We start from the raw sequence: 21,407 nt of genomic DNA, 5'->3' as shown, positions 1-21,407 counted from the left end.
GATGAGGATACCCGGCCCGCCACGACGAAAGAAAGGGACGTGGGGGGCAGGATGCCCCCCGTTGCGGACTAAATTTCGACCTGGGTGCCCAGCTCAATGACGCGGTTAGGCGGGATTTTGAACTGGTCAGGTGCGCGCAGGGCGTTACGCTGCAGCGCAAGGAACAGCTTGCCGCGCAGGCGCAGATACCACGGACGTTTACCGATAATGAGTGATTCATGCGACATAAAGAACGAGGTTTCCATCATCCGGCAGCTTAAGCCTTCCAGCCCGCAGCGGTGGAAAATCTCCTCGACGTTAGGCGTTTCACGCCAGCCATAGCTTGCCACCACGCGCCAGAAGGTCGGCGAAAGCTGCTCGATGGTCACGCGCTTCACATTGTGCACATAAGGCGCATCTTCAGTGCGCAGCGTCAGCAGCACCACCCGTTCATGCAGCACCTTGTTGTGCTTCAGGTTATGCAGCATGGCAAACGGGATCACATTCAGCGCGCGGGACATGTACACGGCGGTGCCCGGTACGCGCACCGGCGGGGATTTCTCCAGGGAAGCGATCATCGCCTCCAGGGAGTTACCGTGTTCATGCATCCGGCGCAGCAGACGGAAACGCTCACTTTTCCAGGTGGTCATCACCACAAACATCACCAGCGCCAGCGACAGCGGCAGCCAGCCTCCGGCGAACACCTTCACCAGGTTTGCTGAGAACAGAGACACGTCGATACACAGCATGCCGATCAGCAGCGCGATCACCAGATAGCGATTCCAGTGCCAGTTTTTAATCGCCACAACGCTGCACAGGATCGCGGTCAGCACCATGGTTCCGGTCACGGCAATGCCGTAAGCGGCCGCCAGGTTGCTGGAGTGTTCAAAGCCGACAATGACGATCACCACCGAGACAAACAGCAGCCAGTTAATCACCGGAATGTAGATCTGACCCGACTCCTCTTCTGAGGTGTAGACGATACGCATCGGCGGCAGATAGCCCAAGCGCACGGCCTGACGCGTCAGGGAAAAGACCCCGGAAATCACGGCCTGCGAGGCAATGACCGTCGCCAGCGTAGCCAGAATCAGCATCGGGATCAGCGCCCAGTCGGGAGCCAGCAGGAAGAAGGGATTTTTTATGGCCTCAGGATTTTTCAGCAGCAGAGCCCCCTGACCAAAATAGTTCAGCACCAGCGAGGGCAGCACCACAATAAACCAGGCCAGGCGAATAGGGTATTTACCAAAGTGACCCATGTCCGCATACAGCGCCTCGACCCCGGTGATGGCCAGCACCACCGCGCCCAGCGCAAAGAAGGAAACCATTTTATATTCAATGAAGAAATGCACCGCCCAGTAAGGGTTCATTGCATGCAGCACTTCAGGGTTGCTGATGATGCCACGGGCACCCAGTACGGCCAGCACAATGAACCACAGCAGCATCACCGGTGCAAACAGCTTACCGACCAGCCCTGTGCCGTGTTTCTGGATCACAAACAGCAGCGTCAGTACACCAATCGCCAGCGGCACAATAAAGCGGTCCAGCGATGGCGCGGCGATCTCCAGACCCTCAATAGCCGACAGCACCGAAACCGCCGGGGTGATCACCACCTCTCCGTAAAAGAAGCTGCCGCCAATCAGGCCCATAATCACCAGCACCGCCGTAGAACGCGCGCCAGTATTACGTCCCGCCAGCGACATCAGCGTCAGGATCCCGCCTTCCCCGGCGTTGTCGGCACGCATCACGTAACTGATATATTTCAGCGATACAGTGAGCAAAAGCAGCCAGAAAATCAGCGACAGAAAGCCAAATACCGCATCACGCTCCACGCCAAAACCAAACTGCCCGGAGAGACACTCGCGCAGGGTATAAAGCGGGCTGGTACCAATATCACCATACACGACACCAATGGCAGCCAGCGTAACGGCGCCCAGGGACTGCTTCTTTTCTGAACTCATAGACTTGTCTTTTGTTGCGGTAGACTGACGCGGGATTGCGCACGGCTCAACGGCCCGTCAAAACGCGCACAGTATGCACGATTAAGCATGAATGCCTATCCTTAATTGCCGGTTAAATGACAACATCAATGGTCAGTGTCACCCTTTGATAATAAAAAAGCTGACTGCAATCAACTCTTTCAAGCATCATAGCCAGTAGTGTTTGCGCTCGCCAGACAGCAATCTGGCCTGACCGTAGAAAAAGGATGAATGTTTGATTATGGCCCACTCTCAATTACTGGCGGAACGCATCGCCCGCCTCAGCAATGCCTTAGAGAAAGGACTTTACGAACGCCATCATGCGATTCGCCTTTGCCTGCTCGCCGCGCTGTGCGGCGAAAGTGTCTTTTTACTCGGCCCACCGGGCATTGCTAAAAGCCTGATCGCCCGTCGACTCAAGTTTGCTTTCCAGCATTCACGCGCTTTTGAATACCTGATGACGCGCTTTTCCACCCCGGAAGAAGTGTTTGGCCCCCTCTCTATTCAGGCACTAAAAGACGAAGGGCGCTACCAGCGTCTGACGAAAGGTTATCTGCCTGATGCGGAGATCGTGTTTCTCGACGAAATCTGGAAAGCCGGCCCGGCCATTCTGAATACGCTGCTGACGGCAATTAACGAACGCCGATTCCGTAACGGTGACAGCGAAGAAAAAATCCCGATGCGCCTGCTGGTCACCGCCTCCAATGAACTGCCGGAGGCCGACAGCGGACTGGAAGCCCTGTATGACCGTATGCTGATCCGGCTGTGGCTGGACAATGTTCACGAAAAACAGAACTTCCGCAGCCTGCTCACCCACCAGCAGGACGAGAATCAAAATCCGGTCTCTGATTCACTCTGCATCAGCGATGAAGAGTATCTTGAATGGCAGCAGGGTATCAGCAAAGTCAGCCTGCCCGATGATGTTTTTGAGCTGATTTTTCAACTGCGTCAGTGCCTGGAAAATCAGCCTGAAGCCCCCTATATTTCGGATCGTCGCTGGAAAAAAGCTATTCATCTGCTGCAGGCCAGCGCCTTCTACAGCGGCCGCAACACCATCGCGCCCATCGATCTGATCCTGCTGAAAGACTGCCTGTGGCATGACGTCGGATCAATGAAGCTGCTGGATCGTGAGCTGGATAACCTGATCACCCAGCAGGCCTGGCAGCAGCAGCCCATGCTGTTCAGACTCCAGCAAATTAATACCCGCCGTCTGGCCCTGCAGCAGCAGCAAAGCGTCGAACAGGCGATCCGCCTGGAGAAACATGGCGGGATGTTCAGCCGCAAACCGCACTTTGACCTTCCCGCCACGCTGGCCGCAGATGCGTTAACGCTGATGCTGCAAAAACCGCTAACCCTGCACGAGATTCAGGTCACGCACATCACCCTCGCCCGTGAGGCGCTGCACCACTGGCTGCAGAAAGGCGGGGAAGTCCGCGGGAAGCTCAATGGGATTGGCTTTGCCCAGACGCTGGATCTGCACGTCGATGGCCAGGACTGCCTGACCCTGCGTGATGTCAGCCTGCAGGCCACCCGCCTGATGCTGCCGGGAAAACCTCAGCAGGGACTGCCGGAAGAGATTACGCTGGCACTGGATGAATTAGAGACTCAGCTTCGCGCCCAGCGCACCCTGTTCAGCCAGCATCACCGCTGCCTGTTCATCAGCGATGACTGGCTGGCGCGCGTGGAAGAGAGCCTGCAACAGGTGGCAGAGCAGCTGAAGCAGGCGCGGCAGTGATCTCCCTTGATACCCTGAGTATGTTTCTGGCGGTCAGCGAAAATGAGCTGATTGAAGAGCTGGTGATCGGGCTGCTGGCGTCCCCCCAGCTGGTGGCCTTTTTTGAAAAATTTCCCAAACTGAAAAACGCGCTTACCCGCGACCTTCCTCACTGGAAGGCAGAGATCCTGCAACAGATAAAATCCACTCCGGTGCCGGAGGATCTGGCGGAGGAATTCAGCCGCTTTCAGCAGTGTCAGACGCTGCGATTGCCCGATTTCAGCGCACAGATGCCCGCCCTGCTGAGCTGGCTCGAACAACAGCACTCGCCGTTTGCGGAAAAAGCGCGAACGCTGGTCGACAGTCATGAGGGGCAGCCGCTCAACAGCGCCCGGCAAACGCTTTTTTTACAGCGCTGGCGACTGAGCCTGACGCTGCAAACGCTGACGCTTAACCAGCAACTGCTCGATCGTGAACGCGACAGGCTGCTGGCCGAACTGCAACAGCGGCTGGCAATGAGCGGCCAGCTTGCGCCGGTGCTGACCGGTGATGACGACGCCGCCGCCGGCCGGCTGTGGGATCTGACCCGCAGTTCGCTCCAGCGCAGCGACTATCAGCTTATCGTGCAGTATGGCGATTTTCTCGCCAGCCAGCCGGAGCTGCTGAAACTGGCGGAACAGCTGGGCCGCAGCCGTGAAGCAAAGGCGGTACGGTCAGAAGAAGCTCCGCCGGAGGTCTTCCACCAGCTGGTACGTGAGCCGGAAAGCGTACCGGAAGAGGTCAACGGGCTTCATCAGAGTGACGATATTCTGCGCCTGCTGCCGCCGGAGCTGGCGACGCTAGGCATCAGCGAACTGGAGATGGAATTTTACCGACGCCTGGTGGAAAAACGCCTGCTGACCTATCGTCTGCAGGGTGAGAGCTGGCATGACAAAGTCACGCTGCGCCCGGTGGCCCACCAGCATCACGATGAACAGCCGCGCGGTCCGTTTATTATCTGCGTTGATACGTCCGGCTCAATGGGCGGCTTTAACGAGCGCTGCGCCAAAGCGTTCTGCCTGGCCCTGCTGAAAGTCGCGCTGGCGGATAACCGTCGCTGCTACATCATGCTGTTCGCTCACGAGGTCGTTGGCTATGAGCTGACGGCAGAAGATGGTATCAGCCAGGCCATTCGTTTTCTCAGCCAGCGTTTTCGCGGCGGCACCGATCTGGCCGCCTGCCTCGATGCGGTACTGCAAAAACTTGCCGGCCCGCTGTGGCAGGATGCGGATGCAGTTATCCTTTCTGACTTTATCGCCCAGCGCCTGCCCGATACGCTGGTTAAACGCGTACGCGACCACCAGAGTCAGCAGCTTCAGCGCTTCCATGCCGTTGCCATGTCCGATCATGGAAAACCCGGCATCATGCGTATCTTCGACCATATCTGGCGTTTCGATACCGGGCTGAAAAGCCGCCTGCTTCGCCGCTGGAAACGCTAACCCCGTCTTTCGCCTCGTCCCGCAAAGCTTATTTGCTATAGTGATGTATACGCTTTAGCCAAATGGCAAGATGGGAGCACCACGTGACTTTGCAACAACACCAGACAGGATTACCAGCGCCAACCTGCACGCCGCTGTTAAGCGGCAACGATCCAGAACAAAAACGTCAGGAGCTGCTCAACTACTTCCGCCAAACGTGGGAGTTATATGAAAGCCTGTTTGACTGCCTGGCAGATGAACGGGCGTGGACGACGAAGGCCATTTCGCTGCGTCACCCGCTGATCTTTTATTACGGCCATACCGCCACCTTCTACATTAACAAGCTGATGGCGGGCCGTCTTATCGACAGCCGGCTTGACGACGGTATCGAAGCGATGATGGCGATTGGCGTGGACGAGATGAGCTGGGATGACCTTGATAACAGCCACTACGCCTGGCCGTCGGTTGCCGAACTCCGCGACTACCGTGGCAAAGTGCGCACGCGCATTGAACAGTTTATTCGTGAAATGCCGCTGACGCTGCCCATTGGCTGGGACAGCCCGGCCTGGGTGGTGCTGATGGGGATTGAACATGAGCGCATCCATCTGGAAACCTCCAGCGTGCTGATCCGTCAGTTACCGCTGGCATGGGTAAAACCTCAGCCCCACTGGCCGGCGTGTCCGGATGCCCGTAGCGATCGTCAGACCGTGCCGCACAACAGCCTGATCCCGGTGGCTGGCGGACAGATTGTCCTGGGTAAAACCGATGACACTTACGGCTGGGATAACGAGTACGGTAGCCGTATCAGTGTGGTGAACGCCTTTGAGGCCAGCAAAATGCTGGTCAGTAATGCGGAGTTCTATGAGTTTGTAACGGCAGGAGGCTATCAGACGCCGCGCTGGTGGGATGATGAAGGCGGGAACTGGCGTGAATTCGCCCAGGCCAGCCAGCCCACCTTCTGGGTCGGCAGTGCTGCACAGCCGGATGCACTTAAGTTAAGGCTGCTGGCTGAAGAAGTGCCGATGCCCTGGGACTGGCCTGCTGAAGTTAACCAGCTGGAAGCGGCTGCCTTCTGCCGCTGGAAGGCGGAAATTACCGGCCAGTCAGTCCAGCTACCGGCAGAGAGCGAATGGATGCTGCTGCGGGAAAAGGTAGACGGCGATCAGCCCGACTGGAACGATGCGCCAGGCAATATCAACCTTTCCCGCTGGGCCTCCTCCTGCCCGGTCGATCGGTTTGCCCAGGGTGACTTTTACGACCTGGTCGGCAACGTCTGGCAGTGGACCACGACACCGATTAACGGCTTTGAAGGCTTCCGCGTTCATCCCTTATACGATGACTTCTCTACGCCGACGTTTGACGGTAAGCACGCGCAGATCAAAGGGGGAAGCTGGATTTCAACCGGTAATGAAGCACTGAAGTCGGCACGCTATGCGTTCCGCCGCCACTTCTTCCAGCACGCCGGTTTCCGTTACGTGGTATCAGACCATCAGGAAAGCATGGTCAGTAACCCGTACGAAACCGACAGCATGGTGTCGCAGTATCTCGACTTCCAGTATGGGCCGGAATATTTCGGCGTTGCCAACTATGCGAAGGCACTGGTGGAGATCGCCTGCGGTGTCACCAGCCGTCGCGAGCGGGCGCTGGATATCGGTTGTGCTACCGGCCGGGCAAGCTTTGAACTGGCTCGTCACTTCGACCAGGTGGTGGGCATGGACTACTCCGCGCGCTTTATCGATGTGGCCCTACAGTTGACCAGCGGTGAAGACTTCCGCTATGTCACTCAGGAAGAGGGTGAGCTGGTGGAATACCGTCAGGTAAGACTGAAGGATATTGGTCTCGGCCCTGAACAGGCCAGTCGCATTCAGTTCCTGCAGGGAGATGCCTGCAACCTGAAACCTCAGGCACAGCCTTATGACCTGGTGCTGGCTTCCAACCTGATTGACCGTCTGCGCCAGCCACAGCGTTTTCTGCAGGACATCACGCGGATGATCCGTACCGGCGGCGTGCTGGTCCTCTCCTCGCCATATACCTGGCTGGAAGAGTTCACACCTAAAGAAAACTGGCTGGGCGGGATCCGGGAAAATGGCGAAGCACTCTCGACGTATCAGGCCCTGCAGCGACTGCTGGCCGCAGACTTTGAAGAGATCGCACCGGCGCAGGATGTGCCGTTTGTCATTCGTGAAACCGCGCGAAAATATCAGCATACCGTTGCCCAACTGACGCTGTGGCGTAAACGCTAATCCTGCCTCACAGCGGGTGCCCTCCGGTGCCCGCTGTCCTGTTCTCACGCCGATTGCCATTAGGTTCACGATCCCGCACATTATCATGCTATTCATTGTGAGTAATTCAATCAGAGAGCCACCATGCCTGACAATATGCAGCCCGACAGCCTCGACCGCGGGATCCTGAATGCGCTGATGGAAAATGCCCGTACCGCCTATGCCGAGCTGGCTAAGCAGTTTAACGTCAGCCCGGGGACCATCCACGTCCGCGTCGAGAAGATGAAACAGGCAGGGATCATCAAGGGTACGCGCGTGGAGATCGACCCTAAACAGCTGGGTTATGACGTCTGCTGTTTTATTGGCATTATCCTCAAAAGCGCGAGGGACTACCCGGCTGCGGTGGCGAAGCTGGAGCAGCTGGAAGAAGTGGTGGAAGCCTGGTATACCACCGGTCACTACAGCATTTTCATCAAAGTCATGTGCAGGTCTATCGATGCCCTGCAGCTGGTATTGATCAATAAGATCCAGACCATCGACGAAATCCAGTCAACCGAAACCCTGATTTCCCTGCAGAACCCAATTATGCGCACGATAAAACCGTGATCTGTGCATAAGGTTATCCACAGCAGAGTATTTTCACTTTTTCATCGCGATGTGTTTCGTCACAGTCAGTTTTGAAACGGCCGGCGCACAAAAAACGGAGCGTACAGGCGTACGTGAGGATTTTGAGCCCTGCCCGGATCGAAAATGGCAACTAAGAGAGCCTCCCATCATTCATCATAAATCCCCTACTTTTCCACAGGTAGATCCCAGGGTGATCACAGAGTACAATACTGCCCTCAATGACTCCGGGATCCCATCATGGCCGACATTACCTTAATCAGTGGCAGTACCTTAGGCAGCTCAGAATATGTAGCGGATCACCTGGCTGAGAAGCTGGAAGAGGCAGGGCATACCACAGCAACCCTGCACGGGCCTGAGCTGGAAGAGCTGAAGACGGAAGGCATCTGGATTGTGGTCTGTTCTACACACGGTGCAGGCGAACTGCCGGACAATATTCAGCCGCTGTTTGATGCCATAAAGGAACAGCAGCCCGATCTGAGCCATCTTCGCTTTGGCGCGGTCGGTCTGGGTAACCGGGAATACGATCTTTTCTGCGGTGCCATTGAACAGTTTGACCAGCTGCTGATCTCGCTGGGCGCACAGCGTATCGGCGATCGTCTGGATATCGATGTACTGCAGCATGAGATTCCGGAAGATCCTGCAGGCGTGTGGGTCGAAAGTTGGGAAAAACAGATCTAATTCGGACGGGATCGGCAAGCGATCGTCGATCCGATCCGCAAAAAAATGCTTTTCTGGCTCTGAGTTTTGTAAATATTGCTCTTTTTAGCCTGGTTTTAACGCATCCAACTGTGGATAACATAGCTCAATACCCGGTAATAACCGGTGTTTATCCCAATAACAACTTTGGTACTTGCCGGTACCTGTGGATAACATGCCATTTAGATCCCAGCTTATACGGCGCAGGATCACCGATCATTCACAGCTAATGATCCTCTCTAATTAGTTGATCCTTATCAGCAAAAAAGGCTTATCCACAGAGATCGTCGATCCTAATAGAAGATCTAATAAAGAGATCTCTAAATAAAAAAGATCTTCTTTTTAATACACGAAGATCCCGGCGCTTTCGCCATCGTCTAAAGTTGAGTAGAATCCACGCCCTCAGCAACACTCCCTTAATTCGCACAAACCGCGAGGTGCAGTACCATGTTTTATCCAGATCCTTTTGACGTCATCGTAATCGGTGGTGGTCATGCGGGAACGGAAGCCGCGATGGCCGCTGCCCGTATGGGTCAACAAACCCTGTTATTAACCCATAACATCGACACGCTGGGACAAATGTCCTGCAATCCGGCGATCGGCGGCATCGGGAAAGGACATCTGGTAAAAGAAGTGGATGCACTGGGTGGGCTGATGGCCCATGCCATTGACCAGGCCGGTATTCAGTTTAGGATACTAAACGCCAGCAAAGGACCTGCGGTACGGGCGACCCGTGCTCAGGCCGATCGCGTGTTGTACCGGCAGGCTGTTCGCACCGCACTGGAGAATCAGCCTAACCTGATGATCTTCCAGCAGGCGGTCGAGGATCTTATTGTCGAAAACGATCGTGTCGTGGGTGCTGTCACCCAGATGGGTCTGAAGTTCCGTGCCAAAGCCGTTGTACTGACTGTCGGCACGTTCCTCGATGGAAAAATTCATATCGGAATGGATAACTACAGCGGTGGCCGTGCAGGCGATCCGCCGTCGATCTCGTTATCACAGCGTCTGCGTGAGCTGCCTCTGCGTGTCGGACGTCTGAAGACCGGTACACCGCCACGCATTGATGCCCGCACCATTGATTTCAGCGTACTGGCTCCGCAACATGGCGATACGCCAATGCCGGTATTCTCGTTTATGGGCAATGTCAGCCAGCATCCTCAGCAGGTGCCGTGCTACATCACCTACACCAACGAGAAAACCCATGATGTGATCCGCAATAACCTCGATCGCAGCCCGATGTATGCCGGTGTGATCGAAGGCATTGGACCACGTTACTGCCCGTCGATCGAAGACAAGGTGATGCGCTTTGCCGATCGTAACGCACATCAGATCTTCCTTGAGCCGGAAGGCCTGACCAGCAACGAAATCTATCCTAACGGCATTTCTACCAGTCTGCCGTTTGATGTTCAGATGCAGATCGTTCGCTCAATGCAGGGAATGGAAAACGCCAAAATTGTGCGCCCTGGCTATGCCATTGAGTATGATTTCTTCGATCCCCGCGATCTGAAGCCCACGCTGGAAAGCAAATTTATCGAGGGTCTGTTCTTTGCCGGACAGATCAACGGCACCACCGGTTACGAGGAAGCGGCCGCTCAGGGCCTGCTGGCGGGCCTGAACGCCGGTCGTCTCTCTGCGGACAAAGAAACCTGGGCACCGCGTCGTGACCAGGCCTATCTCGGCGTGCTGGTTGATGATCTCTGCACCCTTGGCACCAAAGAGCCGTACCGCATGTTTACCTCACGGGCTGAATATCGTCTGATGCTGCGTGAAGACAATGCCGATCTTCGTCTGACCGCGGCAGGCCGTGAGCTGGGTCTGGTGGACGATGCCCGCTGGGCACGCTTTAACGAGAAGCTGGAAAGTATTGAGCTTGAACGTCAGCGCCTGCGCGATATCTGGGTGCACCCGAAGTCAGAGTGCGTGACAGAGGTCAATACGCTACTGAGCGCCGGCCTGACGAAAGAAGCCAGCGGCGAAGATCTGCTGCGCCGTCCGGAGATGACCTATCAGAATCTGATGACACTCAGCAGCTTTGGTCCGGCGCTGGCCGATCCACAGGCAGCAGAACAGGTTGAGATTCAGGTCAAATACGAAGGGTACATCGTCCGGCAGCAGGAAGAGATCGATCGCCAGTTGCGTAACGAAAACACCCTCCTGCCTGTGGATCTCGATTACCGTCAGGTGAGTGGCCTGTCTAACGAAGTGATCGCCAAACTGAACGATCACAAACCGGGATCGATTGGTCAGGCATCACGGATTTCCGGTATTACGCCGGCCGCCATCTCAATTTTACTTATTTACCTCAAAAAACAGGGCCTGCTGCGCAAAAGCGCCTGACCTGACATTCGGGTCGGGCTTGCCCGACCCTACAGGACCTCTTCGTGATTAATAAACTCTCCGCCCTGCTGAAAAGCGCGCAAATATCCCTGTCCGATCAGCAGAAAGAGCAGCTGGTTGGGTACGTTTCCATGCTGCATAAGTGGAACAAAGCCTACAACCTGACGTCAGTGCGCGATCCGGAGCAGATGCTCATCCGCCATATTCTTGACAGCATTGTAGTGGAGCCGCATCTGGTGGGGGAGCGGTTTATCGATGTCGGCACAGGCCCTGGTCTGCCAGGTATCCCGCTGGCCATTGTCCGCCCTCAGGCGCACTTTACGCTGCTGGACAGCCTGGGCAAGCGTGTCCGCTTCCTGAAGCAGGTGCAGCATGAGTTGAAGCTGAGCAATGTTGAGCCGGTACAAAGCCGGGTAGAGGACTTTCCCGCCGAGCCCCCCTTTGATGGCGTGATCAGCCGGGCTTTTGCCTCGCTGACCGATATGGTGAACTGGTGCCACCATCTGCCGGGCAGCCAGGGACGTTTTTATGCCTTGAAAGGCGTTATGCCAGCAGATGAAATCGCCACCTTACCTGCCGGTTTTCGGGTGGAAAATGTCAGTCCGCTACGCGTTCCACAGCTGGAAGGTGAGCGGCATCTGGTGGTAATTGTCCCCAGTCGATGAGTCAGGGTCGTAATGTCTGTGCCCGTCAGCCTATTTTTTCACCGCTGGCGGGTTTATTTTACGGTAAAACCCCAATTACAGTGGGCCTATGTGCAGATTTAATTGATAGTTAACCACTGAAATTATATGGTTTTTTTGTGTGGAAGAACCCTGAGATTAGTACGAGTATTCCTAATGTGCGGTCCTGGGGATGTTTTTTGTGAAAATTTGCCTGGACGGAGCTGTTACCATCAGGTTAAATCACGGGTCAGTCATTCTCTGACAATCTCTGTTACATTTAACGTTATTTTCACATTTAGTTATCACTTGAGTCATATTTCTTCCGATATTTTAGGGTGAAAATAGTCACCGACGAAAATATCTCTTCCTGATAAATTGGCGTAAGTAACGGCCTGCTTGATGTTAAATATTTGCTACAGATGTCAACAAGACCTTTTAATCAAGATAAGCGTCTGTTTTTACAAATAACGCGACTATCCTTATGAATTTATAGAATTTTTAAATTAGATGTCACTCAGATTCATCCAGATGTCTGTTTAATTGTTCTCCGTTACATTACTAATTTGTGATCTTCCGCACGCTTTGCAAGCAAGGAATGTCGCGCATTGCAGAAAAAAGTCGATAAGCTTCCTTTGTCATTGGTTTTGGAAAATAGGTTGCTGGAAAGAAATTTAAATAATTGTTCACCTTTTCTCTACTTATCGATTGAAATCACAGGTGCGCACCGTATAATTTGCACGGTTTTTGCTGCTTGACTCAAAAGAGCAAAGGCAGTTTTATACGACACGCGACATACCCCCATCGGGGCAGGAGAGTTTCAGCGTCATGTCAGTGTCCCTTTACAGAGTGAAATTTGCCCGAACCATCCTGTTGTTACAGTTGGTGACCTTCGTCGTAATCGGTGCGCTGTTTGCCCTTAAAGATCTGACCTGGGGCGTGTCCGCCCTTGCGGGTGGACTGGCAGCCTGGCTGCCAAACGTGTTGTTTATGATTTTTGCCTGGCGTCACCAGGCGGGGCACGAAGTGACGGGGCGGCTTGCCTGGACTTTTGCGTTAGGTGAAGCGCTAAAGGTTCTCGTTACGATTCTCGTGATTATTGTGGCGCTGGGAGTGTTTAAGGCGGCGTTTACGCCGCTGGGACTGGCCTGGTTATCGGTGCTGATTGTGCAAATCGTCGCACCGGCTGTAATTAACAACAAAGGGTAAGAGGCATCATGGCTGCAGGAGAAATCTCTACGCCGCAAGAATACATAGGTCATCATCTGAAAAACCTTCAGCTTGACCTGCGTACCTTCGAGCTAGTGAATCCGCACGACGCTCCGTCGTTCTGGGTATTAAATATCGACTCCATGTTTTTCTCTGTGGTGCTGGGACTGGTGTTCCTGGTGCTGTTTCGCAAAGTGGCGAAATCGGCGACCAGTGGCGTACCAGGTAAATTACAGGCCGCTGTTGAGTTAGTTGTTGGTTTCGTTGACGACAACGTGCGCGACATGTACCACGGTAAAAGCAAACTTATCGCTCCGCTGGCTCTGACGATTTTTGTCTGGGTGTTCCTGATGAACTTCATGGACTTGCTGCCTATCGATTTGCTGCCGTATATCGGTGAGCATTATCTGGGTCTGCCAGCGTTGCGTGTGGTGCCTTCTGCTGACGTGAATGTCACGTTGTCGATGGCCCTTGGCGTATTTATTTTGATTCTGTTCTACAGCATCAAGATGAAAGGCATTGGCGGCTTTACGAAAGAGCTGACTCTGCAACCCTTCAACCACCCTGTGTTTATTCCGATCAACCTGATTCTGGAAGGTGTGAGCCTGCTGTCCAAACCGGTATCCCTGGGTCTGCGACTGTTCGGAAACATGTATGCGGGGGAATTGATTTTTATCCTGATTGCCGGTCTGTTGCCGTGGTGGTCACAGTGGATTCTGAATGTGCCTTGGGCCATTTTCCACATACTGATCATCTCGTTGCAGGCTTTCATTTTCATGGTCTTAACGATTGTCTATCTGTCGATGGCATCTGAAGAACATTGATTTTTTTCTCAACACTACTGCGTTTTAACTGAAACAAACTGGAGACTGTCATGGAAAACCTGAATATGGATCTGCTGTACATGGCTGCCGCTGTGATGATGGGCCTGGCGGCAATCGGTGCTGCGATCGGTATCGGCATCCTCGGAGGCAAATTCCTGGAAGGCGCCGCACGCCAACCGGATCTGATTCCTCTGCTGCGTACGCAGTTCTTTGTTGTAATGGGTCTGGTGGATGCAATCCCGATGATCGCTGTTGGTCTGGGTCTGTACGTGATGTTTGCTGTCGCGTAAAACCGTTTGTTCATCGCTGTGTCAGTATGGCGATGAACGGCTTCTGCCGCTGTTAGTGACAGCGGCAGAAAACGTTAACTTAACAAGAGGCATTGTGCTGTGAACATTAACGCAACAATCCTCGGCCAGGCTATCGCGTTCATCCTGTTTGTAGCGTTCTGCATGAAGTACGTATGGCCGCCGCTTATGGCCGCTATCGAAAAGCGCCAGAAAGAAGTTGCCGAAGGCCTTGCTTCCGCTGAACGTGCCAAGAAAGATTTGGATCTCGCGCAGGCTAATGCGACCGATCAGCTGAAGAAAGCGAAAGAAGACGCTCAGGTCATCATCGAGCAGGCGAACAAACGCCGTGCGCAGATCCTGGACGAAGCGAAAGCTGAGGCTGAGCAGGAACGTAGCAAGATCGTCACTCAGGCGCAGGCAGAAATTGATGCCGAACGCAAACGTGCACGTGAAGAGCTGCGCAAGCAGGTCGCGATGCTGGCTGTTGCCGGCGCCGAGAAAATCATTGAACGTTCCGTGGATGAAGCTGCTAACAGCGACATCGTTGATAAACTGGTCGCTGAACTGTAAGGGAGGGGCTGATGTCTGAATTTACTACCGTAGCTCGCCCCTACGCTAAAGCCGCTTTTGACTTTGCGGTTGAACATCAAAGTATCGATCGCTGGCAGCAAATGCTGGCGTTTGCCGCCGAAGTGGCTGGCAATGAACAGGTATCCGAACTTCTTTCCGGCGCTCTGGCGCCGGAAGCGTTGTCTGGAGCGTTCATCGCAATCTGTGGTGACCAACTCGACGAAGCCGGTCAGAACCTGATTAAGGTGATGGCTGAAAACAAACGTTTGCCGGCGCTTGCCGATGTTTTGGAACAGTTCATCCAACTGCGTGCCGCACATGATGCGACCGCTGAGGTTGAAGTTATCTCTTCCACAGCATTGAGCGACGAACAGCTGACCAAAATCAGCAGCGCGATGGAGAAACGTCTGTCACGCAAAGTTAAGCTGAATTGCAAAATTGATAAGTCTGTAATGGCGGGCGTAATCATCCGAGCGGGTGATATGGTCATTGACGGCAGCGTACGCGGTCGTCTTGAACGCCTCGCAGACGTCTTGCAGTCTTAAGGGGACTGGAGCATATGCAACTGAATTCCACCGAAATCAGCGAACTGATCAAGCAGCGCATTGCTCAGTTCAATGTAGTGAGCGAAGCTCACAACGAAGGTACTATCGTTTCTGTAAGTGACGGTATCATCCGCGTCAACGGCCTGGCCGATGTGATGCAGGGTGAGATGATTGCCCTGCCGGGCAGCCGTTACGCAATCGCACTGAACCTGGAGCGTGACTCTGTAGGTGCAGTGGTGATGGGCCCATACGCTGACCTCGCCGAAGGTATGAAGGTGAAGTGTACTGGCCGTATCCTGGAAGTACCGGTTGGCCGTGGCCTGTTAGGTCGCGTGGTGAACACCCTGGGTGCACCTATCGATGGTAAAGGCGCAATCGACAACGACGGTTTCTCACCGATCGAAGTGATTGCACCTGGCGTTATCGATCGTCAGTCAGTCGACCAGCCTGTACAGACCGGCTACAAATCTGTCGATGCAATGATTCCAATCGGCCGTGGCCAGCGTGAGCTGATCATCGGTGACCGTCAGACCGGTAAAACCGCGATGGCGATCGATGCGATCATCAACCAGCGCGACTCAGGCATCAAATGTGTGTACGTCGCTATCGGTCAGAAAGCCTCTACTATCGCTAACGTGGTACGTAAGCTGGAAGAACACAACGCGCTGGCTAACACCATCGTTGTGGTTGCGACCGCATCAGAGTCTGCTGCACTGCAATACCTGGCACCGTATGCCGGTTGCGCGATGGGCGAATATTTCCGTGACCGTGGTGAAGACGCACTGATCGTATACGATGACCTGTCTAAACAGGCTGTTGCTTACCGTCAGGTTTCTCTGCTGCTGCGTCGTCCACCAGGCCGTGAAGCCTTCCCTGGCGACGTGTTCTACCTCCACTCCCGTCTGCTGGAGCGTGCTTCTCGTGTGAGCGCCGACTATGTTGAGCGTTTCACTAACGGTGAAGTTAAAGGTAAAACCGGTTCACTGACTGCGCTGCCTATCATTGAAACCCAGGCGGGTGACGTTTCTGCGTTTGTTCCAACCAACGTAATTTCGATTACTGATGGTCAGATCTTCCTGGAAACCAACCTGTTTAACTCCGGTATTCGTCCGGCGGTTAACCCGGGTATTTCGGTATCTCGTGTTGGTGGTGCTGCTCAGACCAAGATCATCAAGAAACTGTCCGGTGGTATTCGTACCGCGCTGGCACAGTATCGTGAACTGGCTGCGTTCTCTCAGTTCGCATCCGATCTGGATGAAGCCACCCGCAAACAGTTAAGCCATGGTCAGAAAGTGACCGAGTTGCTGAAACAGAAACAGTATGCGCCGATGTCTGTCGCACAGCAGGGTCTGGTACTGTTTGCTGCTGAACGCGGCTTCCTGAATGACGTCGAACTGGCGAAAATCGGTAGCTTCGAAGCGGCACTGCTGGCATTTGCCGATCGCGATCACGCAGAGCTGATGGCTGATATCAACCAGTCTGGTAACTATAACGGCGAAATCGAAGAGAAGCTGAAAGGCCTCCTCGAAACGTTTAAAGCAACCCAGTCCTGGTAATGTCTGGCGGCCTGTCCTTTCGGGGGCAGGCCGCAAGGCTTTGAGGAGAAGCTTATGGCCGGCGCAAAAGAGATACGTAGTAAGATCGGCAGCGTGCAAAACACGCAGAAGATCACCAAAGCGATGGAAATGGTCGCCGCCTCCAAAATGCGTAAATCGCAAGAACGCATGGCGGCCAGCCGTCCTTATGCAGAGACCATGCGCAAAGTGATTGGTCACATTGCGTTAGGTAATCTGGAATACAAGCACCCATACCTGGAAGAGCGTGACGTTAAACGCGTTGGCTATCTGGTCGTATCTACCGACCGCGGGCTGTGTGGTGGTTTGAACATTAACCTGTTCAAAAAAGTGCTGGCGGATATGAAAGCCTGGGCTGATAAAGGCGTCGAGAGCGATCTGGCGATTATTGGCTCTAAAGGTCTGTCATTCTTCAGTTCTGTCGGTGGCAACATTGTTGCTCAGGTAAACGGTATGGGCGATAAACCTGCCCTGTCTGACCTGATTGGCCCGGTCAAAGTGATGCTGCAAGCTTACGATGAAGGCCGTCTCGACAAGCTGTTCATTGTCAGCAACAAATTTATCAACACCATGTCTCAGTCTCCACAGATCGTACAGCTGCTGCCGTTACCGCCAGCAGATGATGCGGAAGGCGTTGTGAAGAAGAGTACCTGGGATTATCTGTATGAACCCGATCCGAAAGCGCTGCTGGACACATTACTGCGTCGCTACGTCGAGTCTCAGGTTTACCAGGGTGTTGTTGAAAACCTGGCCAGCGAGCAGGCCGCGCGAATGGTGGCGATGAAAGCCGCGACCGATAACGGCGGAAACCTGATCAAAGAGCTGCAGTTGGTATACAACAAGGCTCGTCAGGCCAGCATCACCCAGGAACTTACCGAGATTGTCGGTGGGGCCTCCGCGGTTTAACCAGGTATACCCTGCTGCGTTTCATGCGGGCGGGGTATAAACGAATTAGGTAGAGGATTCAAGATGGCTACTGGAAAGATTGTCCAGGTAATCGGCGCCGTAGTTGACGTCGAATTCCCTCAGGACGCAGTACCACAAGTGTACAGCGCCCTTGAGGTTAAAAATGGTGATGTTCGTCTGGTGCTGGAAGTTCAGCAGCAGCTGGGCGGCGGCGTGGTTCGTACCATCGCCATGGGTTCTTCCGATGGCCTGAAGCGTGGCCTGGAAACGGTTGACCTGAAGCACCCGATCGAAGTACCTGTTGGTGTGGCAACACTGGGCCGTATCATGAACGTGCTGGGTGAGCCAATCGATATGAAAGGCGACATCGGCGAAGAAGAGCGTTGGGCAATTCACCGCGCAGCACCTTCATACGAAGATCAGTCTAACTCTCAGGAACTGCTGGAAACCGGCATCAAGGTTATCGACCTGATGTGTCCGTTTGCCAAAGGCGGTAAAGTGGGACTGTTCGGTGGTGCCGGTGTGGGTAAAACCGTAAACATGATGGAGCTGATCCGTAACATCGCGGCAGAGCACTCAGGTTTCTCGGTATTTGCGGGCGTAGGTGAGCGTACTCGTGAGGGTAACGACTTCTACCACGAAATGACCGACTCCAACGTTATCGATAAAGTGTCCCTGGTCTATGGCCAGATGAATGAGCCACCAGGAAACCGTCTGCGCGTTGCGCTGACCGGCCTGACTATGGCTGAGAAGTTCCGTGACGAAGGTCGTGACGTACTTCTGTTCATCGATAACATCTATCGTTATACCCTGGCTGGTACGGAAGTCTCCGCTCTGCTGGGTCGTATGCCTTCTGCGGTAGGTTATCAGCCAACGCTGGCGGAAGAGATGGGCGTTCTGCAGGAACGTATCACCTCAACCAAAACCGGTTCAATCACTTCTGTACAGGCCGTTTACGTCCCTGCGGATGACTTGACTGACCCGTCACCAGCCACCACCTTTGCGCACCTTGATGCAACCGTGGTACTGAGCCGTCAGATCGCTTCCCTGGGTATCTACCCGGCGGTTGACCCACTGGATTCTACCAGCCGTCAGCTGGATCCACTGGTTGTTGGTCAGGAACACTATGACACTGCACGTGGCGTTCAGTCACTGCTGCAGCGTTATCAGGAACTGAAAGACATCATCGCCATCCTGGGTATGGACGAACTGTCAGAAGAAGACAAACTGGTGGTAGCACGCTCTCGTAAGATGCAGCGCTTCCTGTCCCAGCCGTTCTTCGTGGCAGAAGTCTTCACTGGTTCACCGGGCAAATACGTGTCGCTGAAAGATACCATCCGTGGCTTTAAAGGCATCATGGAAGGTGAATTCGACCATATGCCAGAGCAGGCTTTCTACATGGTGGGTTCTATCGAAGAAGCCGTGGAAAAAGCGAAGAAACTGTAATTCTGGTTTCTCAGGAGGTTAACAATGGCTATGACTTTTCACCTGGACGTTGTCAGCGCAGAACTGCAAATGTTCACAGGCACTGTGCAGAGCATCCAGGTTTCAGGTAGCGAAGGTGAGTTGGGTATTCGCCCAAATCATGCCCCGCTTCTGACCGCCATTAAGCCTGGTATGATTCGCATCGTTAAGCAGCACGGCGACGAAGAGGTGATTTATCTCTCTGGCGGCGTACTGGAAGTGCAGCCTGGTGCGGTCACCGTACTGGCTGACACAGCGATCCGCGGCAGCGATCTTGATGAAGCTCGCGCGCTGGAAGCGAAACGCAAAGCCGAAGAGCATATGAACAGCTCTCACGGTGACGTTGACTTCGCTATGGCGTCTGCGGAACTGGCTAAAGCGATCGCCAAACTGCGTGTGATCGAGTTAACCCGTAAAGCGATGTAATTCAGGTTTAAACAGTAAAATGCCAGTCAGGAAACTGACTGGCATTTTTTTATGCTTCACCTCAGCCACCCGTGGTTGTCAGCTTCCCTGCGATAGACCCGTCGCACACGCCACCATCGCCAGATCCCCTCACTTCCTGAACAGCACCAGACCATGAGGCTACCCATGCAGGAATCGCTCCCCCCCCTTTTTTTTACGCTGCGCATATTCGGTTTAATACTGCAGAACCGGAGCGATGAACTTAAAACGTCCGCTTTTAAACGGCGAAAAAACTGCACTGAGAGGGGCGGTTGAAGATGTTTTTTGCCGAAAAATATGTAGTAATTACACCCTTAAACCGCTTAACTTCGTTTAACTCAGAATTAGTCAGGATGTCTATGTCAAACCGCCCGATGAGCGTGGTGATCCTTGCCGCCGGTAAAGGAACCCGAATGTATTCCGAACTGCCAAAAGTGCTGCACGAGCTGGCAGGCAAACCGATGGTTCAGCACGTGATTGATGCGGTAAAAGCGCTTAATGCGCAGCGCATTAATCTGGTTTATGGCCACGGAGGCGATCTTCTTAAAAGTACTCTCAATGATGACTCGCTTAACTGGGTGCTTCAGTCCGAGCAGCTGGGTACCGGTCATGCAATGCAGCAGGCAGCGCCCTGTTTTGCCGATGACGAAGACATTCTGATGCTGTACGGCGATGTGCCGCTGATCTCTGTAGAGACACTGAGCCGTTTACAGATGGCGAAGCCGGAGGGCGGCATTGGCCTGCTGACGGTCATCCTCGATAACCCAACCGGTTACGGGCGCATCATTCGTGAACAGGGTCAGGTCGTGGGCATCGTTGAACATAAGGATGCTACGCCAGAACAGATGCTCATCACTGAGATTAATTCTGGCATCCTGGTGGCCAATGGTGCCGATCTTAAACGCTGGCTCAGTAAGCTGAACAACAATAATGCCCAGGGTGAATATTATATCACCGATATTATTGCCCTTGCCCATCAGGAAGGCCGCCAGATCAATGCGGTGCATCCTTCACGCGTGACGGAAACTGACGGCGTGAACAACCGCCTACAGCTGGCGACGCTGGAGCGTGTTTACCAGGCCGCGCAGGCAGAAAAGTTGCTGCTGGCCGGTGTGATGCTGCGGGATCCGGCACGCTTCGACCTGCGGGGGGAGCTGGTGCATGGCCGTGATGTGATTATCGACACCAATGTCATTATTGAAGGCAACGTGACGCTGGGCGATCGCGTCAGGATCGGCAGCGGTTGCGTGATTAAAAACAGCGTGATTGCTGATGACAGCGTGATCAGCCCTTACAGCGTCATTGAAGATGCGCAGCTGGCTCCGGGCTGTACTGTCGGGCCATTTGCCCGCCTGCGTCCGGGCAGTGAACTGGCCGAAGGGGCGCACGTCGGTAACTTTGTCGAGATGAAAAAGGCCCGACTGGGTAAAGGCTCGAAAGCAGGCCACCTGAGCTATCTCGGTGATGCGGAGATTGGGGCAAACGTCAATATTGGTGCCGGTACCATTACCTGTAATTATGACGGCATCAATAAATCGAAAACGATCATCGGTGATGACGTATTTGTCGGCTCGGATACCCAGCTGATTGCTCCGGTGACCGTGGCGGCGGGAGCCACCATTGCGGCCGGGACGACCATTATGAAAGATGTCCCGTCGGCAGGTCTGGCGTATAACCGTAAAGAGCAGCAACTGAATACCGGCTGGCAGCGCCCGGTTAAGAAAAAGTAAGTTTTCATCAGGTTGAACACGATTTCAGCCGGTAAAAAGGCAGTAAACATAAAAATAATCCCCACTCTACAAGGCTCGGGGAACCGGAATAACGCATTATCTTTCAGGCGGACAGGCGCTGACTGCACCCGTTTACCCAGGCACAGGATTTTCTGTGCTGCAGGGACGTCACGGACGTGCC

At 54.0% G+C, this 21,407-nt stretch carries 18 protein-coding genes; 17 read left to right on the top strand and 1 reads right to left on the bottom strand.

What is annotated here, in order from left to right; translation table 11 throughout:
* Positions 1-68: 68 nt before the first annotated feature.
* The gene (gene kup / locus ACZ3HG_RS12735; protein WP_191935268.1) at positions 69-1,937 is read right to left on the bottom strand and encodes a low affinity potassium transporter Kup; all 1,869 of its coding nucleotides are present in this window, start codon (positions 1,935-1,937) and stop codon (positions 69-71) included.
* Positions 1,938-2,196: 259 nt separating this feature from the next.
* Here kup and ravA point away from each other — a divergent pair, with 259 nt between their 5' ends.
* The 17 genes from ravA to glmU all read left to right on the top strand — a co-directional run bounded on the left by ravA (position 2,197) and on the right by glmU (position 21,226).
* A complete protein-coding gene (gene ravA / locus ACZ3HG_RS12730; protein ID WP_191935267.1) occupies positions 2,197-3,690 on the top strand; it encodes an ATPase RavA in 1,494 nt (497 codons plus the stop codon).
* Positions 3,687-5,147, top strand: coding sequence for an ATPase RavA stimulator ViaA (gene viaA, locus ACZ3HG_RS12725; RefSeq protein WP_191935266.1), 1,461 nt, complete (start codon positions 3,687-3,689; stop codon positions 5,145-5,147). The genes ravA and viaA overlap by 4 nt, the downstream gene beginning before the upstream one ends.
* Before the next feature lie 62 nt (positions 5,148-5,209).
* Positions 5,210-7,369, top strand: a complete 2,160-nt coding sequence (gene ovoA, locus ACZ3HG_RS12720) for a 5-histidylcysteine sulfoxide synthase (protein WP_465332973.1) — start codon at positions 5,210-5,212, stop codon at positions 7,367-7,369.
* Between the two features lie 123 nt (positions 7,370-7,492).
* Complete coding sequence (gene asnC / locus ACZ3HG_RS12715) at positions 7,493-7,954, top strand: transcriptional regulator AsnC (protein ID WP_062744112.1); 462 nt, start codon at positions 7,493-7,495, stop codon at positions 7,952-7,954.
* Positions 7,955-8,212: 258 nt separating this feature from the next.
* A complete protein-coding gene (gene mioC, locus ACZ3HG_RS12710) occupies positions 8,213-8,653 on the top strand; it encodes an FMN-binding protein MioC (protein ID WP_191935264.1) in 441 nt (146 codons plus the stop codon).
* 465 nt (positions 8,654-9,118) lie between these two features.
* Entirely contained in the window at positions 9,119-11,008 is a 1,890-nt protein-coding gene (gene mnmG / locus ACZ3HG_RS12705; protein WP_118665135.1) for a tRNA uridine-5-carboxymethylaminomethyl(34) synthesis enzyme MnmG, read from the top strand.
* A 44-nt stretch (positions 11,009-11,052) separates the two neighbouring features.
* On the top strand, positions 11,053-11,673 hold the full coding sequence (gene rsmG, locus ACZ3HG_RS12700) for a 16S rRNA (guanine(527)-N(7))-methyltransferase RsmG (protein ID WP_191935263.1): 621 nt from the start codon (positions 11,053-11,055) through the stop codon (positions 11,671-11,673).
* 825 nt (positions 11,674-12,498) lie between these two features.
* Complete coding sequence (gene atpI / locus ACZ3HG_RS12695) at positions 12,499-12,879, top strand: F0F1 ATP synthase subunit I (protein ID WP_062744108.1); 381 nt, start codon at positions 12,499-12,501, stop codon at positions 12,877-12,879.
* Positions 12,880-12,887: 8 nt separating this feature from the next.
* The gene (atpB, locus tag ACZ3HG_RS12690) at positions 12,888-13,703 is read left to right on the top strand and encodes a F0F1 ATP synthase subunit A (protein WP_062744107.1); all 816 of its coding nucleotides are present in this window, start codon (positions 12,888-12,890) and stop codon (positions 13,701-13,703) included.
* 50 nt (positions 13,704-13,753) lie between these two features.
* The gene (gene atpE, locus ACZ3HG_RS12685) at positions 13,754-13,993 is read left to right on the top strand and encodes a F0F1 ATP synthase subunit C (RefSeq protein ID WP_003849523.1); all 240 of its coding nucleotides are present in this window, start codon (positions 13,754-13,756) and stop codon (positions 13,991-13,993) included.
* Positions 13,994-14,092: 99 nt separating this feature from the next.
* Positions 14,093-14,563 (top strand): F0F1 ATP synthase subunit B, encoded by a 471-nt coding sequence (gene atpF, locus ACZ3HG_RS12680; protein WP_062744106.1) that lies wholly within the window; start codon positions 14,093-14,095, stop codon positions 14,561-14,563.
* Positions 14,564-14,574: 11 nt separating this feature from the next.
* Positions 14,575-15,108 (top strand): F0F1 ATP synthase subunit delta, encoded by a 534-nt coding sequence (gene atpH / locus ACZ3HG_RS12675; protein ID WP_191935262.1) that lies wholly within the window; start codon positions 14,575-14,577, stop codon positions 15,106-15,108.
* A gap of 14 nt (positions 15,109-15,122) precedes the next feature.
* On the top strand, positions 15,123-16,664 hold the full coding sequence (gene atpA, locus ACZ3HG_RS12670; RefSeq protein WP_062744104.1) for a F0F1 ATP synthase subunit alpha: 1,542 nt from the start codon (positions 15,123-15,125) through the stop codon (positions 16,662-16,664).
* A 54-nt stretch (positions 16,665-16,718) separates the two neighbouring features.
* Positions 16,719-17,588, top strand: coding sequence for a F0F1 ATP synthase subunit gamma (gene atpG, locus ACZ3HG_RS12665; RefSeq protein WP_062744103.1), 870 nt, complete (start codon positions 16,719-16,721; stop codon positions 17,586-17,588).
* A gap of 63 nt (positions 17,589-17,651) precedes the next feature.
* Entirely contained in the window at positions 17,652-19,034 is a 1,383-nt protein-coding gene (gene atpD / locus ACZ3HG_RS12660; RefSeq protein ID WP_062744102.1) for a F0F1 ATP synthase subunit beta, read from the top strand.
* A gap of 24 nt (positions 19,035-19,058) precedes the next feature.
* Positions 19,059-19,478: a F0F1 ATP synthase subunit epsilon gene (locus ACZ3HG_RS12655; RefSeq protein WP_062744101.1), complete on the top strand. Its 420-nt coding sequence runs from the start codon at positions 19,059-19,061 to the stop codon at positions 19,476-19,478.
* 377 nt (positions 19,479-19,855) lie between these two features.
* Positions 19,856-21,226, top strand: a complete 1,371-nt coding sequence (gene glmU / locus ACZ3HG_RS12650; protein ID WP_465332986.1) for a bifunctional UDP-N-acetylglucosamine diphosphorylase/glucosamine-1-phosphate N-acetyltransferase GlmU — start codon at positions 19,856-19,858, stop codon at positions 21,224-21,226.
* The last annotated feature ends 181 nt before the right edge of the window (positions 21,227-21,407 follow it).

Source organism: Erwinia sp. PME.40.26/001 (assembly GCF_055556675.1).
Note: the sequence above shows the minus strand (reverse complement) of the source record. Positions and strands in the feature narration are given on the sequence as shown.